Consider the following 16813-nt stretch of genomic DNA (forward strand, 5'->3'; position numbering starts at 1 on the left):
TGATTGGAGGTGATATTTTGTTTAAGATCAGCGAGTTTTCTAGGCTAAGCAAGGTATCCTTAAAAACTTTGCGCTATTACGATCAGATAGGCATATTAAAGCCAAGACAAGTGGATCACGGCACGGGCTACCGTTATTATTCGGCAGAGCAGCTTCTGGAGCTCAACCGGATTTTTATTTATAAGGAGCTGGGGTTCACATTGCCACAAATTATGCAGCTGCTCCACGAAGATATTACGTTGGAAAATATTCAAGGGATGTTTAAGCTGAAAAAAGGTGAAATCCAGCATATTATCGTTAGGGAGCAAGCGAAGCTTGCCCGGATTGAAGAGCGTATGCAGCTTATCGAAAGAGAGGGGCAAGTCGAAACAGGACAAGAAGTCAGAATTAAAGAGGAAGGGGCCCGGCTGTTTCTTTTTCTGAAAGCGTGCGGGAGAGAAGAGGACATACCAGAGCTGCATCGTAATAGCGATCTATTATTAACGAAGGAAATTCGCCGATTGGCTCAAGGCCCTCAGGTTGTTTTGTGGAAGGAAATAGACGGAAAAGAGGAAGAGTTTGAATTTGAAGCCGGTTATTATTTAACCTGTGAGCCTCTATTATTGCCAGAGCCCTTTCAACTAAGGCATCTTCCTCCTGAGCCGATGATGGCCACAATGGCCTTTCATTCGAATTCCAGCTTTGCTAGTAGAGCCTGTGTTGTTTTAGCCAAATGGATTGAGGAAAATAACTATCGGATCAAGGAGAACGAGCCTGGCAGCGTGGAGTATTTCCCCTGCCCAGCAGCTATATTTAGTTACTTTAGCGCCTCGAAATCCGGACATTGCCCTAAGCGTAAATACGTCGTTCATCCAATTTGGTTTTGCGCTGGGATCTGGTTTAGGCGGGCTTGTCATCAGCTGCACTTCCGTTCAATATTTACATTGGCTGGGCCTTGCAGCTGTATGCATAGCTATATTTCTTGCGATCTTGTTATTTAAAAAAAGGAACGCGGGGATTGGAACCTCTATGGCTAATAAATAAAAAAGGCAGCGGGCTGAAGCTCACAAATGCTGCAATGGCGCGCTTTCTGGCATTTCTAGAAACCGCGTCATTGCTTTTAAGTGGCGTTCGGCGTTACCTCTTCACTTTATAAAACTCATGATACAGCTTCATCAGCGCCCGTTTCTCAATTCTCGACACATAGCTGCGGCTAATTCCAAGCTCCTTTGCAATCTCCCTTTGCGTCCGTTCTTCCCCGCCATGCTCTAAGCCGAATCGGCCCATAATGACTTCCTTTTCACGTTCATCAAGTATGATTAAATTTTTATAAATTTTACTTTTTTCCATTTTAAGCTGGACAGTTTCGACGATTTCATTTGGGTCGCTCCCAAGTATATCTACGAGCGTGATTTCGTTTCCTTCTTTGTCCGTGCCGATTGGATCATGCAGCGACACGTCCTTGCGCGTTTTTTTCAAGGAGCGAAGATGCATGAGAATTTCGTTCTCAATACAACGGGCAGCAAAGGTTGCCAGCTTCGTACCTTTGCCGGTCTGAAAGCTTTCAATGGCTTTAATTAGACCAATGGTGCCGATGGAAATCAAATCCTCCAGGTCTTCTCCCGTGTTATCAAATTTTTTGACGATATGGGCGACCAAGCGCAAATTATGCTCGATAAGTAGATTGCGGGAATGCGTATTGCCTTGTGCCATTAGCGCAAGATGCTTTGCTTCCTCTTCTTCACGCAGCGGCTGCGGAAAAGCGTTATTTTTTACGTACGACACGAGCAGCGTTAGCTGTTTAATAAATAAAGCAATAGCAGCAAATAATCCCATCGTCAAGACACCCCCATGAAGTATTGCCGGGCCTCTTAATCAGCCTCAGCGTGCACGAACATCAATTTTACATTGTATGTAGGCAGGGGCCTATACGTGCATGTACATTCGAAAAGACGTCAGCGGACAAAAATGAGTATGCCTATCGTACGCTTAATATGAATATATTCGGTCGGCGATCAAGTGTGGAAAAATTACTTCGGCATTTACACCTCCGCAGGCTCGTTCCAGCCTTGGTAAATGCGCCGCACCAAGCGCTTCCGCAGGCTCTTGGAGCTTCCGAAGCATTTGCCGAAAGCAGCAAAAAGGATTGCCCCCTGTTAACGAATACGTTACAATTATAGGATAATTATTGCAAAATAGTATGCTTGAAGGGCGTTCTGTTGCAATTTTATTATCATCATGCGTCAATTTCATCTAGAGTTTCTCAGGAAATAATTGTGACAAGCACTCAATTATAATGAGAAAGGAAGGATCGTTTGACAAAAAAGATGCTGCCGGTAACGATACCAATAGTTGTGGGGTACAAAAGATATTCTCATTTTTTGGCTGTTATGAGTAATGATGAGAAGTCTCAGGCCTGGATATTGAACCATTTTATACAGCTGTATTCGGATAAGGCCTTTGATCAGGATATTCATTGGCTAAGCTTTTATTTAGGCGATCTCCTCATGTGGAGGCATAACAATAACCCGTGGCTCTATAACCAAGAAATGGAATTTAGTTTAATTAATCAATGGACGGACTTAGATAAATTTATTATAAGCTGCATTGACAAAAATCAATATGTTTACATAAATTGCGATTATTATTATGTGCCTTATTCAAATTTTTATGGGAAGGTTAATCGAAGAAGCCAATTACTCATTACCGGCTATGATTTGGAGAAAAATGAATTTACGCTAATGGATTATTTCAACGCGCAGTACAGGGCTGTCACAGTCTCTATTCCGGCGCTTGTCAATGCTGCGAAGCAAGGGAATTCTGGACGGGCGCTGAATCGCTCCAAAATCGTTCTTATTGAGCTGAATCAAGTCGAGCATTATGAATTTAATTTATCCTTAGCGAGCAAGCTGCTGAAGGACTATTTGTACGCTGGAAATACGTATGAGCGAATGCCGTTATTTAAAAAGCCAAGAGAACATGCAGCATTCGGCATGGCTATTTATGCGGATTTGCAGCAGTTTCTTGATCGAATCCAGCAGCAGAGCACCGTGCATTCGAGCCTACCTTTTCATATTTTGTATGAGCATAAGAAATGTATGCGCTTACTTTACGACCGTTTGATTCAGTCGGGCAGCATAGAGCCTTCAGCTGCTTTAGCGGATGAATTATCACTATTGATCGAGAAATCGCTTGTACTGCGCAATCTTTATTTCAAATTAGAAATAAGCGAGGATCTGCACCTCATCGGCAAGATGAAGCAAAGTGTGGAAACGATTAAAGCTTTGGAAATTTCAGCGCTTGAGAAGCTGATTGCGCTCATTGATGGAAGGGGCAGCAATGATTTGCAGCAGGATGTACGAGATGAAGCACCCTCGATGAATAGCTCTTAGTTAAGACTCTATACCGTCCCTTGATTTTCCTTATAAACCTGCATATTGTTGATGTGAAAAACGAAAGGCTGACGATGGACATCACGCCATCGCCAGTCTTTTATTTTCTATAAAAAATAGAGGGGATTTCTTGCTGCTGTAGAATGAACGCTTACTGCGCCCTATTGTTAACCTTGTTCATAAATAAGGGCTCGCCCATCCGCGGAAGTGCGGACTTTCGCCTTTTCGGCGGACTCCTCGCCCGATGCTGCGCGCGGTACTGCTTCCATCTGTTTTTTCACTTTATGAATGACATCATAGCTGTAGTAGCTGATATTTGTTTCTTCTATGTCGTAATCCGTCGTGTTTTTTTGAGCGTAAGTATAGGCTTTAATGAGCGCGACGTTGGAATCGAGCCACTGAACGACTTCTATCGCTGAACGGTCGCCCGATGCGGCTTGCAAGGAAGCAATAGGCAGTCCATCACGGTCATAAAAATAAATTTGCTCTGGGGCCAGTTTTAAGTAGTCAATGTCGATGCCTGTGATGCGATGCTGCTGCTCTGGGGCAGTGTCCATCCAAGCCACGGTACTTGCCGGGTTCCATTTCATCAACTCTGAGGGGACATAGCGTTTTTCCGGCAGCTTAACGCTTGATAGCCGTTGTCCGTCAGCTGTAAAAAAAGTAACCTCCCCGCTTTCATCGTTATGGACGAAACGCTCAAAGTCAGGTGACAGGAACAAGGAAGGCGCCCCGGTCGTCGAATGAGGAATGACGCGAAACGTATTTTCCGGCAGCCGATCTTGCTTGTCCTCGCCCAACAGGTCGAAAAACCACACATTGCCCAAATAGCTCTGCATAAACAGCTGCTGCTTGTCCTCGTTCCATTGATATTGATAAATATAGTCGTAGTCTTCAGTCAACGGCCAAAAATCCTCTCGAATCCTTGTCCTTTCGCCTGTCTTGGCATTTAAAACGGATAGGTGGTAGCGGCCTCCGTTATTAATTATTTCCGGCTCAAGAAAAACGAGCCGTTCTTCGTCGAGCTTTAACAGCTGCCGCTCCTTTCCCGAATGAAAAGAATTGTACCAGCGATTGTTGGAGTCGGTAATCGTCTCGCTCCATTCCACCTTTACCTCGTCCTGTCCCAGGCGATGCGAAAGAAGCGCATTTGTAACGATATCGTCGCCACGATACAGAGTGACCATGTGATATATGGCTCCTTGAAGCTCGACAGGAGAGCTGCTGCCCACTGTATAATGGCCGAAAGCATCGGATATTTCTGCGCGGATGCTGCCGTCGGGGTTGCGGCTCGTTGTGAAGCTTAGGCTGGTTAGCTTAACATCGGAATTGGAAGCCGCAGGCTGAGCAGTTGAAAGAGGCGTCTCATTTGCTGTCGCCGTCTCTACTTTGCTATCGTTAGAGCATCCTGCTATTAAGAGGCTGAATAAAATACAGCCTTGAACGGTTATATGCTTTGCTTTCATGCTTGCCCTCCTCTTAGTGAAATGAACGATTAATTTTTATCTGCATGCTCATTTCAGACGAATATGCGCGGAAATTGTTGCAGGCGGGGTCACGTTTAGAGCACCATAGCCTCCTTCAAAAAAGATTGCAAAGAGACCCATCAAATTATATGATGTGAATAAGTTAATTTACATATTTTCTAATTAACAAATGTATAAATTCATTGATGAATACGATTAAATTTAATGCAAGGGGCGTTTGTAATGGGCAAAAAGCAGCTGGGGCATATTCATTTTCGTGATCCGTTTATACTAGTGGACCAAGGCAGCAAAAAATATTATTTGTACGGCTCCATCGGGCAAAATGTGTGGAGCGGCAAAGCGATTGGCTTTGATGTTTATGAGAGCGAGGATCTTGCTGAGTGGAGCGGTCCGATTCCCTGCTTCCGCCCTGAGCCAGACTTCTGGTCGGATCATCATTACTGGGCGCCAGAGGTGTATGAGTGGGACGGCCGCTATTATATGTTCGCAAGCTTTAAAGCGGACGGCATTCCGCGGGTAACGGGCGTTCTGGCGGCAGACCAGCCGCAAGGGCCGTTCGAGCCATGGAGCAGGGCGCTGACTCCGCTGGCTTGGGAATGCCTCGATGGCACGCTGTTCGTCGACAACGCTGGCGAGCCGTGGATGGTGTTCTGCAAGGAGTGGGTGCAGGTGCAGGACGGCGAAATGTATGCGGTTCGGATTACGCGTGATATGAAGGAAGCGGTGGGCGAGCCGATTTTATTGTTCAAGGCGTCAGATGCTGTATGGTCTGTCGGCGGCGGCGATAATCAGCAAAACTATGTCACGGACGGCCCTTTCCTGCATCGGATGGCAAATGGCGAGCTGGTCATGATGTGGTCCACGAGCGGTCAGGAAGGTTATACGATGGGCATTGCCCGTTCAGCCTCCGGTACGATTACGGGACCGTGGATTCAGGATGCTGAGCCTTTGTTCGCAAAGGATGGGGGGCATGGCATGCTGTTTAAAACGTTTGAAGGCCAGCTGTGCCTGACCATTCATGCGCCTAACAAGCATCCGCAGGAGCGGCCGGTTATTTTCCGCTTGGAAGAAGCGGATGGCCAATTTATTTTGCTGGATCAAATGGATTAAGTGATGCTTCGACCCTCGAGACCTAAGCCGGGCAGGTAATCTTTTCTTTTACCCGCCAGCTTAGGTCTATTTTCATTGACTGATGGCACCGTAAATAAGAGCAGGACTGAGAGTTGTACAAAAGTAGTAGAAATACTAGAATAAGAAAAGGTTTAAAGCTGCTATTTTGCAGCTTATGAACGCGTCATGAGATGGAAGGAGCTTTATATAAAAGTCATGCTGAACACCAAAAATATATCAAGCGGGCTCGCAACCGCGATTATGGCCTGTACAGGAGGCGCGGTGCTCATTATTCAAGCAGCGGATGCGCTTGGACTCAGCCGGGCGGAGGCTTTATCGTGGCTGTTTGCGGTTTATGTCATTGGCGGTGCGCTAAATTTGTGGCTTATTGTTCGCTATAAAATGCCGTTTGCTGGTGCTCATTCGCTTACCGCTGTCGCTTTTCTCAGTGCGTCAGCGCTGCATTATCCGATCAAGGAGCTCGCGGGCAGCTTTATTATGGCTGGCGTGCTTATTGCTCTGCTTGGCGTTACCGGCTTATTCGGCAAGCTTCTGGGACTCATTCCAAAGCCGATGCTGGACGCGATGCTGGCGGGAATTGTGCTGCATTACGTCGTGGCGATTATTCCGGCTATTAAAGAGCTTCCGATTATCGGCTTATTATCCTTTCTGGGCTTTCTTATCGTACCTAAGCTGAATAAATCAATTCCGCCCTTGCTTGGAATGCTGGCATTTGGCGTCATCGGCCTGCTCATTTGGCATGAATTTCCTGCGGCTGAGGCAGCTGAATTTAGTATGCCGCACTGGATTAGTCCGTCCTTTACAACAGGCAGCTTCATCTCGATATCCATTCCAATTGCTATATTGATTTTGAGCAATGATATTGCAGTATCGCTGGCTGCCTTAAAGAAAAATGGCTATCATCCGCCTGTGAACAAGACGGTTGTTTTTTCAGGCCTCGGTACACTGCTCGTTGGTTTTTTCGGCGGACATGCGGTCAACGTTGGGGGGATGATGACTGCCTTATGCAGCAGCGACGAAGCTGGGGAAAGAAAGAGCCGCATCTGGGCGGGTATCGTTTGCAGCGTGCTGGTTATTATTTTCGGCGTATTTGCCGGAGCGATGCTTGTGCTGATTAATAGGCTGCCATCGGCGTTTATTGTGCTGCTGTCCGGCTTCTCGCTGGCTGGGGTGCTGATTGGCAATCTGCAAGCGGTCTTTTCAGAAACGTCCTACCGTTTTTCGACGTTGTTTGCTTTCATTATTGCGATTGCCAATGTTTCTTTTTTTGGCATTTCATCGCCTGTGTGGTCATTGCTCATAGGCTGTCTGATCGCCAAAGTGCTCAAGGAGGGCAAGCCGAAACCAGTGGAAGTGTCTGGTGTATAAAAGGAATGAGCATGCCGAGCATGGTTGCTGCTCTATAACAGCCGTACGTTAACTGGCCTCAATCTAAATAAACAGGTGATGGATGCAGTCAAGGTGTCGAAGGACGCTGGACGGTCCATCATTTTTTAATTTTCAATAAAGATGGATTTACATAATATGGGGTTTGTGCTATGTTTGCTGTGGAAGCGCATCCAATAGTTGATATTTTGATCTTGTATTTACCATTTTTAATGTGGGAGGAAAGGCAAGGATGAAAAATTTACTCAGTAAGGCAAGCGCAATGATGCTGGCATTAGCTCTGCTGCTTGGATTAATGACAGCACCGTCCGTTTATGCAGACAACGCACTTTTCACAATTGAAAGCGAAAACGCTCAGCTCACCTCCGATCTTCAAGTGACGACCCAAATTTATGGACAACAGAAGCCCGGATACTCTGGAAGTGGATTTGTTTGGATGCAAAATTCCGGCACTATTACCTTTACTGTGGCTGTCCCTGAAACCGGAATGTATACGATCTCTACCCGCTATATGCAGGAGCTCAGTCCTGACGGCAGGCAGCAAGCTTTAGTCGTTAATGGTGTTGCGAAGGGCTCGTATATGCTTCCCTACACGACCAATTGGTCGAATTTCGATTTTGGCTATCACAAGCTGAATCAAGGAAGCAATACCATTCAATTGAAGGCTGGCTGGGGCTTCGCTTATTTTGATACCTTTACTGTGGATTATGCCGCACTTGATCCTCTGAATGTGCAGCCTGTCCTCGTCGACTCTGAGGCCACACCGGAAACGCAGCTTCTGATGAATTATTTAACGGACGTTTACGGCAAACATATGCTCTCCGGCCAGCAGGAAATATACGGAGGCGGAAATGACGGCAATTACGAGCTGGAATTTGATTGGATTCATAACTTAACCGGAAAGTATCCAGCCATTCGCGGGTTTGACTTTCTGAACTATAATCCGCTTTACGGCTGGGAGGATGGGACAACCGCCAGGATGATCGACTGGGTGAATAATCGGGGCGGGATTGCAACAAGCAGCTGGCATATTACGGTTCCCCGAAATTTCACGGCCTATCAGCTCGGAGAGTTTGTGGATTGGAAAGAAGCGACCTACAAACCGACGGAAACTAATTTTAATACAGCGAATGCGGTCATTCCAGGCACGAAAGAATATCAATACGTAATGATGGCCATTGAGCATTTGGCAGAGCAGTTGGAGATTTTGCAAAATAACAATGTGCCTGTCATTTTCAGACCCTATCATGAGGCGGAGGGCAACGGCGGATTGAATGGGGAGGGTGCATGGTTCTGGTGGGCCTCAGCTGGCGCGGAGGTGTATAAGCAGCTATGGGATATGATTTATACCGAGCTTACAGAGACCTACGACCTGCACAACTTGATCTGGACCTACAACAGCTATGTGTACAGCACTTCTCCCGCATGGTATCCCGGCGGCGATCAGGTGGATATAATCGGCTACGATAAATACAATACCATTTACAACCGCTATGACGGCCTGTCCGGCGTCCCAAATGAAGATGCGATTACCTCCATTTTTTATCAGCTTGTTGATTTGACGGGCGGTACGAAAATGGTGGCCATGACGGAGAATGACACCGTCCCAAGCGTCACAAATCTGACAGAGGAGAAAGCAGGATGGCTCTACTTCTTGCCTTGGTATGGCGAGCATCTCATGAGCTCTGCCTTCAATTACCCTGCCACCTTAACAACACTGTACCAAAGCCAGTACGTCATTACGCTCGATGAGCTGCCAGATTTAAAGGTTGAAAATCCAATACCAAACGCGTCCATTACACCAGCAGCCATCGTATTTGACAAGTATGCAGCCAATCAAGCCGACCCTGCCGTAACGGTGGATTCAAAGGGCAATACGTTAATCGCCCTCCGGCTCGGCGCTAACGCCTTGTCAGCGGTTCAGGATTATACGTTGAGCGGAAATACGCTGCTGCTGAAAAAAGCATTTCTGTCAACGCTGCCGATTGGCGAGCATTCGATTGTTTTCGATTACAATCAAGGCCAAGATCCCGTATTAAAAGTCAAAATTGTAGATACGGCGCCGAGCGCATCCATTGCACCCGTAAGCGCTGTATTTGATAAAGCGGCAGCTCTAGCGCAAAATATTGCCGTGGCTCTTACCTTAAACGGACACCAGCTTGTAAGCATCTCGAATGGAAATGCTCCACTTTTATCGGGCCAAGATTATACGGCAACAAGTACGGGTATCGTTCTGAGCAAAGCTTATCTTTCCACGCTGCCGCTAGGTCAGAATGTAATAACCTTTCAATTTAGCGGAGGAAATAAAGCTGTATTAACGCTTAATGTTGTGGACAGCAGTGTTCCCGCACCGACGGGAAATCTGACGGTTCAGGCCTTTAACGGCAATACGAGTGCCGCAACCAACGGCATTTCACCCAAATTCAAAATTGTGAACACGGGTAATACAGCCATTCAGCTCAGTGATGTGCTGCTCCGTTATTATTATACGATTGACGGGGAGAGTAATCAGAGCTTCTGGATCGACTGGGCCAGCATCGGAGGTGCGAATGTAACCGGTAAATTCGTTAAGCTGGCGACTCCTGCTGAGGGTGCCGATTATGCTTTGGAATTAGGCTTCACGGCTTCCGCTGGAACGCTGAATCCCGGTCAGAGCGCAGAAATTCAAGCGCGCTTCTCCAAAGCCGACTGGTCCAATTATAACCAAACGGGAGATTACTCCTTCAAGGCATCCAGCAGTCAGTTCGTAAACAATGAGCAGGTTACCGGCTACATGAAAGGTCAGCTTGTATGGGGGATTGAGCCGTAAGCAGGCAACAAAAGGGTTGGAGCGGGGAAATTCCTGCTCCAGCCCTTTTTGCTGTGTTAGGGAAGGTGCTGCGCGCTACAACTACAACCCATTTATCGGATTGAAACGAGCTGCGCCGCCAAACGATGGCGACAACGGTTTCAGCTTATGAAAAATGGTTTTTCTTTATTTTGAACAGCTAATATTTAATTTATCTGCTTATGGAAAGGGCTTACATCGGTTATGGTTACATTGTAAATCGAATTGTGCGAGGAGAGATGGAACGATGCAAATAACAGGAGGAAAAAAAGCGGCTATTCGTAAATGGACAGCCGTTGCTTTAACCGCTTCTATGCTCGTCACCATGATGCCGCTTACAGCCTATGCCGGCGACACATGGCCATTCAAGGGGGAAAGCGCACACGGCAGCAATCAGCCAAGCGTCCACGGCTACACGAGTGGTCAAATTGCGAATTGGAGCCCGGCAACAGATCCGTATGCCGAGAAGCTGCGGTCGAAGGTGCCGCTGCAAAACCGGATTTTGCCATTTGCCGGCACACAAGCAAAGCCCACGCTGAATGCCAATGTCAAGATGATGAACGTTGCAGGCGATTATGGCAATGCTTTTATCGAAAATGCACCCTATACAAACAAGTTTGCCCAGAATCATTTCAACTTCTGGCAATACATCGACTATTATTCTTATTGGCACGGAACGGCGAGCGCTTACACGCCGCCCGAATATTATGATGATTTGGCCCAAGCGAACTGGCAGCAAAAATGGTTTGAATTCGGCATGCTGAATATTCCTAATCCAACGTACACCGATGCCGCGCACAAAAACGGCGTCCTCTCCCTCGCTGGCGTTTTTTTCTCCAACAATGACCGCGGCCAGCAAACCTACAAGCAAATGCTTGTCAAAGACAGCAACGGAAATTTCCCAGTCGCCCAAAAAATGATTGAAATGGCCGATTATTTTGGCTACGACGGCTATTTTATGAATCAGGAGGAGTTGTCTCCTAACGTAGCGACAGCGGACATTCCAGCGTATATCGCATTTCTGAAGGTGCTGCAAAGCGGCGGCCTTTATGTGCAATGGTATGACTCGCTAAATACCGCGACAGGGGCAAATACGTTTGCCCGGACGTTCAACAATAACAATATTTCAATGCTGCATGACAAGGTGAATCATAGAGCGGTCACCAATTCCTTTTTCTTTGACTACGGGGTTGGCAATACGCAAATTAACAGCGCGAACTCTTATTTGACCAGCTACAATGCTGCAAATGGTACAGCCTATTCGATTTTTGATATCGGCTTCGCCGGCTTGGAGGCAGGAAGGGACCGATTTGGGTCTGTTCAAGGAACGGCCCTTACGAGCAAGCTGAGCAGCGGCCTGCCGCGCCTAAGCCTTGCTACGCTTGGTGCGGACTTCGTCCATGCGGGTCTGGATGAGGATATGGGGCAAAGCTGGCCGGTTAGCCGCAGGTCGGAAAACAACTACCAATGGATGACGAATGTGCGTGATCAGCTATGGTGGTCAGGCCCCAATCTGAATCCGAAAAACACGACGGTATCCGCTGCGAACACGGCAGCCGACGTCTATGCCGACAACCGCTATTGGCCGGGAATCGCCTCGGTCATTGCAGAGCGCTCCGTTATTGGCAGCACAAACTTTTACACAAATTTCAACACGGGTCATGGCCTTTCCTATTACAAGGACGGTGCTATTTCCAATAACAGCGAGTGGTCCAATATGAGTTTGCAGGATGTGCCAGTCACTTGGCAGTGGTGGCAGGATACGGCGGGCAATCGTCTGACGGTGGACTATGACTACGGCGCAAAATATGATATCTCGGCTACGCCGCGTTATCAATATGCCCAGCTTGGCGGCTATAATGGCGGCAGCTCGCTCGTGCTGAACGGCAATCTCAACGCTGAAAATTTCTTGCGCCTGTTCAAAACCGATTTGAGCGTAAACGCAAGCTCCAAGCTGTCGATCACGTATAACAAGCCTTCGGCTAATGATGCATCGGCTGCTTATATCGGCCTTATTTTTAAAGATAATCCGAGTCAGGTCGTCAAGGTCGCCATTCCAAATGCCGGCAATAAGACGAATGGCTGGGTTACGCAGCAGCTTGGGCTGGGCGCCTATGCGGGTAAATCGCTCGCCGCTTTCGGGCTTGTCGTTGCTCCAGGGCCAAGCGCAATTGCGGATTACCAGCTCAATGTGGGGCAAATTCGCATTTTCGACGGCACTGCGCTTAAGCCTGCTGCGCCTTCCGGCCTTGCCATTACGGAAGCCTTTGTCGATACGGGCGAAATGAACATTAAGTGGAATATGGATACCGACTATTCGAAGGTAAAGCAATACGATATTTATATTAATGACGTTTATGTAGGCGGCAAATATGATGAGGTGTTCTATATCAAGTCTCTTCCGTCTACAGCAGGCACGCTGAAGGTCGTTCCTATTGGTGCGGACGGCTTGGAGGGCTTTGCAGCAACGCTTCCTTTTAATCTGAATGAGTCGGTAGCTGGCATTCATGTAGACTCTCAGCAGAATGGGCAGCTTTCAGTAAGCTGGGTGAATCCGCCGAATGCAGCGGGGAATACGACGGTAAGCGTGCGTTCGCTGAACTGGATTACGACGGCGCAGCCTATCCTTGAGCAGCAGACGGCGGCGGCAGGCGCAACTAGCGTGACCTTCAGCAATATGCCGATTAACGGCGATGATTTTATCGTAACGGTTACGACGGCGGCAGGAGGCTCCGTGAGCAAAAGCGGCCATTTTATCGACAAAATAGTGGAGCCTTATGGCGAGCAATGGTTATGGAGCGGCAATACGCTGAATTTGCCGATGCCAAATACGAGGGACTGGCGCTATATGTATGTGTATGAAAATGGCGTAGCCAAGTCATTTCCGGTCACTTATATTTCCGGCAGCGCGGGCAGCTTTGCGAAAATCATTCGCGGCAGAACGACGAAGGCAAGTCTGAGCCTCACGTCGACCGCCTCCACCGTCTACATTGTGATGGAGGACTACGCTGGAAATCAGTCGCAGCCGCTTTATGTACGCAGCTAAAAATAGATTCATTTGTCAAACTTTTCATCTTATACTAGTAAAAGCAGGAGGACAGGGCGATACCCTGTCTTCCTTTTCCTATTCATGTGGATGAAGAAATAAGCGACTAGGGGGAAGGGATGAAGAAGCTGTATATAGATGCGATTAAAAATAATTTATTTGTCAAAATCATGCTTGTTTTTGCTTTCATTATTGTATGCGCCACGGCGATTCTCGCTTATTTTACAGTCGATTATATGTCGCAGTCCGTAGCTGACAATGAGCTGGAGAAGCAGAAAATGTCCATGGAGCGTGTCCATCAGCAGCTCACTGGCAAGGCTCACATCGTCCAGCAGCAGGTGCAGGACATTTATCGTGATCCGTCCTTTTCCTATTCCTTATCCTATTTGCTGAAGCATTCCTTTTCCGAATATATGAATTTCAAAATGGACAGCTATTACAATAACTTGGGCAGCGGTGTAGATGATTTGGATTTTTTTAAAAAAATGCTTGAAAATGATGCAGATATTGCGAATATGCTGCTGTTTAGCTCCGAGAAGCAGTTTCTTTATATGTTCGGGCAAAGCAATTTGACAAAGCTGTATCAGACGCAGGCGTCAAAATCCTATGTTCCGGATGCGATGGCGCTGGAAAGCAGCGTCATAGCTACGCCAAACCTATGGGTTCGCAAAACGATTGGCCAATGGGATGACAAGCTTTTTTCCGTCAGAGTACATATCAATGAGGTTGGCACGCTGGGCAATGTCGGGCAACTGCTCGTTTTTTTTCAAGCGGATGCACTCAAAACGGCGCTGGCGAGTGAGAGTCATGACAGGCAGGGCTACATTTTGATTTTATCAGGAGATGAACAGGTCATTTTTGACTCCTCGGACCGTTATTACGGCAAGCTCTATCCGTATGCGGACAAAATAAAATCGGCGGACAGCCTAGCCTTTTTGGAGGAGGAATCCTATATTTCGATGCTCCCGTCCAGCAGTCTCGGCTACACCGTATTTGGCATTATGCCGAAGCGGGAGGTGGAAGCGATCTACGAGCCGATGAAAAATGTCGTATTCGCAGCGAGCCTTGCTTTTATTTTGATAACGATTTCGATTCCGTCGTTCGTCGTCTTTAATTTTTCACGCCGGACGAACCGAATGATCCGCTCGATGCGGCGGGTAGAAACGGGCGATATGACGATTCGAATTGTCGACGAGAAGGAGGATGAAATCGGGCAGCTCTCGCAAGGGTTCAACAAAATGCTCGATGAGCTTTCGCGCTATATCGACCGGGTGTATGTGGCTGAGCTGAAGCAAAAGCATACGGAGTTTGCTGCGTTGCAGGCGAGGATTAATCCGCATTTTCTCTACAATACGCTTGAGGTCATTCGGATGAGGGCTCTTTCCCATGGCGCCGCCGATGTCAGCGAGATGATCTATAGCCTAGCTCTGCTGTTCAAGAGCTTTGTCCAGCAGCAGACCGTCGTGACGATGAAGGAGGAGCTGGAAAATTGCCGCCTTTATTTGGAGCTGTTTCGCATTCGCTACAAGGATCGTTTTGCCTACGTCATTAGTTGTGACCCTGAGCTTGCGGATCGCATGATGATCAAAATGTCGCTGCAGCCGATAGTGGAAAATTATATTGTCCATGGCCTGCGCTCGGAGGAGGAAGACAACCTCATTAAAGTGAGCGCCGCGTTGGAAAACGAAAGGGTGACGATTGTAGCGGAGGATAACGGAGTTGGCATCAGCAAGGAGCGGCTGGAGCACATTAAACGCTCCCTTGGCAAGTATGCCGTTCAGGAGCCGAAGAATTCGCTTGGCCTGCGGAGTGTGAAAGAAAGGCTTGAATTGATTTATGGCAAAGACGGGAAATTCGACATCGAGAGCGTCCAAGGAAAAGGGACGAGGGTTACGTTCAGCTTCCCGGCTTTAAGGAAAGGAGAGCTTGCAAATGTACCGCGTATTTCTGGTAGATGATGAGCCCTTTATATTAGAGGGGCTATGCGATGCCGTAGATTGGGCGGCTCATGGTCTGGAGCTGACGGGGAAGGCGGAAAATGGGCGCAAGGCGCTGGAGCTGCTGCAGCAGGTTCCCGCTGATTTGCTCATTACCGATATTTCCATGCCTATTATGAATGGGCTGGAGCTGATTCGGGCTGCGCGAGCGATCAGGCCGGAGCTGAAGGTTATTATTTTGAGCGGCTTCAATGATTTTGAATATTTAAAAGAAGGCATGCAGCTGGGCATTGAAAACTATTTGCTGAAGCCGCTTAATTTCGCCGAGCTGACCGCGACGCTTGACCATACGGTGAAGAAGCTGGATGAGACGAGAAGGAGCAGCGCGCTTGAGGCTGAGAAGGTAGATATTTTGAAGGACACGATTCTTTATCGCTGGCTGACCGCTGCGATTGATGACGTTCAATTGCAGGAGCGGGCAGCGCTGCTGGATATTTCCTTCAGCGGCCGATATATTTCCACGATGCTGCTTAGAGGAGGCAGCGAGCCGGAGGATGGACTTCTGCAAGAGCTGCGGCAAACGGCAAATGCCAGCGGAGACAGGCTGTTTCTGCAAAATGTAGAGGGCGATGCGGTGCTTGTGTTTATGGCGGAGGAGGAGGAGGCTTGTGCGGCTAAAGCTATGCAATTTGCCTTGCAGCTTAGGCAGAGGGAGGAGGCGCGCCCTTATCGGATTTCAATCGGCTCCCCGCAGGCTAGAGGAGTGCAGGAGGCGCTCAGCTATGAGCATGCGCTGCGGGCTCAGGAATATTTTTTGCTGCTGCATAAGGAAGAAATTGCTTTGTATGAGGATTATGCAGCAAGAAGAGATGAGCTGCTTTCTGATGCACAATTAAACTGGGCCAGCTATAGGAAGAAGGTTTCCGACGGGGATACGGAGGCGCTTGTCGCTGAGCTGACAGACGATTTCCAGGCGATTCAAGCGTCTGGCGCAGCGACGCCTAGCGGACTTCGCATGTTGGTGATGCAAACGCTGCTCTGGCTGCATCAGGAGATGGGAGGAGCTAATGCGGTGAATGCCATTATTGCGGAGCATATGAATGCTTCCTTTAGCAAGGCGGCGAAGGCGTCCGAATGGGAGGAGCTGCTTGCCATTATGACTGGCACGATTTATAACATGTCCACGATGCTTATTAAAGAGGAGACGAATCCCACGGTCAAGCTGGTGCTGAACGACGTAGAGCAATTTTTTGCTACCGATCTGTCCCTCAAGCAGCTGGCACATAAATACCATATTCATCCAGTCTACTTGGGTAAGCTATTCCAGAAGGAACTGGGAGAAAGCTTTACCGAATACGTCAACAAGCACCGAATTGAGCAATCGAAGCTGCTGCTTCGCACAACCGCGCTGAAGGTTCATGAAATTTCCCGAAACGTCGGCTATTGGGACAGCGGTTATTTTCATAAACAGTTTAAAAAATATGTTGGCGTAACGCCATCCGAATATAAAAGCATGTTGTTTGCAGCAAACGGTGACGCGCATAGCCTGAATGACACGGAATGAATGGAATGACTCGCACGCATAAAGAACGGCTGGGCAGATGTTTATTTTGAACAGCGTTTGTTTA

9 protein-coding genes and 2 pseudogenes are annotated in these 16813 nt (G+C 47.8%); 9 read left to right on the forward strand and 2 right to left on the reverse strand.

All coding sequences use genetic code 11. From position 1 onward, the window contains the following. Positions 1 to 17: 17 nt before the first annotated feature. Positions 18 to 758, forward strand: a pseudogene (locus V5J77_RS08935) (helix-turn-helix domain-containing protein); the annotation flags it as partial. Continuing rightward, a pseudogene (locus V5J77_RS08940) lies at positions 754 to 1023 on the forward strand (MFS transporter); the annotation flags it as partial. The pseudogenes V5J77_RS08935 and V5J77_RS08940, both read left to right, overlap by 5 nt. A 93-nt stretch (positions 1024 to 1116) precedes the next feature. Here V5J77_RS08940 and sigK read toward each other — a convergent pair. Next, positions 1117 to 1815, reverse strand: a complete 699-nt coding sequence (sigK, locus tag V5J77_RS08945) for an RNA polymerase sporulation sigma factor SigK (RefSeq protein ID WP_338555422.1) — start codon at positions 1813 to 1815, stop codon at positions 1117 to 1119. Positions 1816 to 2294: 479 nt separating this feature from the next. On the opposite strand from sigK, the gene V5J77_RS08950 reads away from it, so the two are divergent. After that, complete coding sequence (locus V5J77_RS08950; protein WP_338555423.1) at positions 2295 to 3371, forward strand: hypothetical protein; 1077 nt, start codon at positions 2295 to 2297, stop codon at positions 3369 to 3371. Between the two features lie 167 nt (positions 3372 to 3538). On the opposite strand, the gene V5J77_RS08955 is transcribed toward V5J77_RS08950, so the two are convergent. Further along, positions 3539 to 4837, reverse strand: a complete 1299-nt coding sequence (locus V5J77_RS08955; protein WP_338555424.1) for a hypothetical protein — start codon at positions 4835 to 4837, stop codon at positions 3539 to 3541. Between the two features lie 243 nt (positions 4838 to 5080). Between V5J77_RS08955 and V5J77_RS08960 the strand changes: the two genes are divergently transcribed. The 6 genes from V5J77_RS08960 to V5J77_RS08985 all read left to right on the forward strand — a co-directional run bounded on the left by V5J77_RS08960 (position 5081) and on the right by V5J77_RS08985 (position 16749). Then, positions 5081 to 5968 (forward strand): glycoside hydrolase family 43 protein, encoded by an 888-nt coding sequence (locus tag V5J77_RS08960; protein ID WP_338555427.1) that lies wholly within the window; start codon positions 5081 to 5083, stop codon positions 5966 to 5968. 216 nt (positions 5969 to 6184) lie between these two features. Beyond that, positions 6185 to 7357 carry a benzoate/H(+) symporter BenE family transporter gene (locus V5J77_RS08965; RefSeq protein ID WP_338555428.1) on the forward strand — a complete coding sequence of 391 codons (1173 nt, stop codon included), beginning with the start codon at positions 6185 to 6187 and terminating at the stop codon, positions 7355 to 7357. A gap of 250 nt (positions 7358 to 7607) precedes the next feature. Next, the gene (locus V5J77_RS08970) at positions 7608 to 10184 is read left to right on the forward strand and encodes a glycosyl hydrolase (RefSeq protein WP_338555429.1); all 2577 of its coding nucleotides are present in this window, start codon (positions 7608 to 7610) and stop codon (positions 10182 to 10184) included. A gap of 265 nt (positions 10185 to 10449) precedes the next feature. Then, positions 10450 to 13248, forward strand: coding sequence for a hypothetical protein (locus V5J77_RS08975; protein WP_338555431.1), 2799 nt, complete (start codon positions 10450 to 10452; stop codon positions 13246 to 13248). Positions 13249 to 13367: 119 nt separating this feature from the next. After that, the gene (locus V5J77_RS08980) at positions 13368 to 15206 is read left to right on the forward strand and encodes a sensor histidine kinase (protein WP_338555432.1); all 1839 of its coding nucleotides are present in this window, start codon (positions 13368 to 13370) and stop codon (positions 15204 to 15206) included. Beyond that, positions 15181 to 16749 (forward strand): response regulator transcription factor, encoded by a 1569-nt coding sequence (locus tag V5J77_RS08985; protein WP_338555433.1) that lies wholly within the window; start codon positions 15181 to 15183, stop codon positions 16747 to 16749. The genes V5J77_RS08980 and V5J77_RS08985 overlap by 26 nt, the downstream gene beginning before the upstream one ends. The last annotated feature ends 64 nt before the right edge of the window (positions 16750 to 16813 follow it).

The sequence above is a fragment of the Paenibacillus sp. KS-LC4 genome (assembly GCF_036894955.1).
Taxonomy (GTDB): Bacteria; Bacillota; Bacilli; order Paenibacillales; family Paenibacillaceae; genus Pristimantibacillus.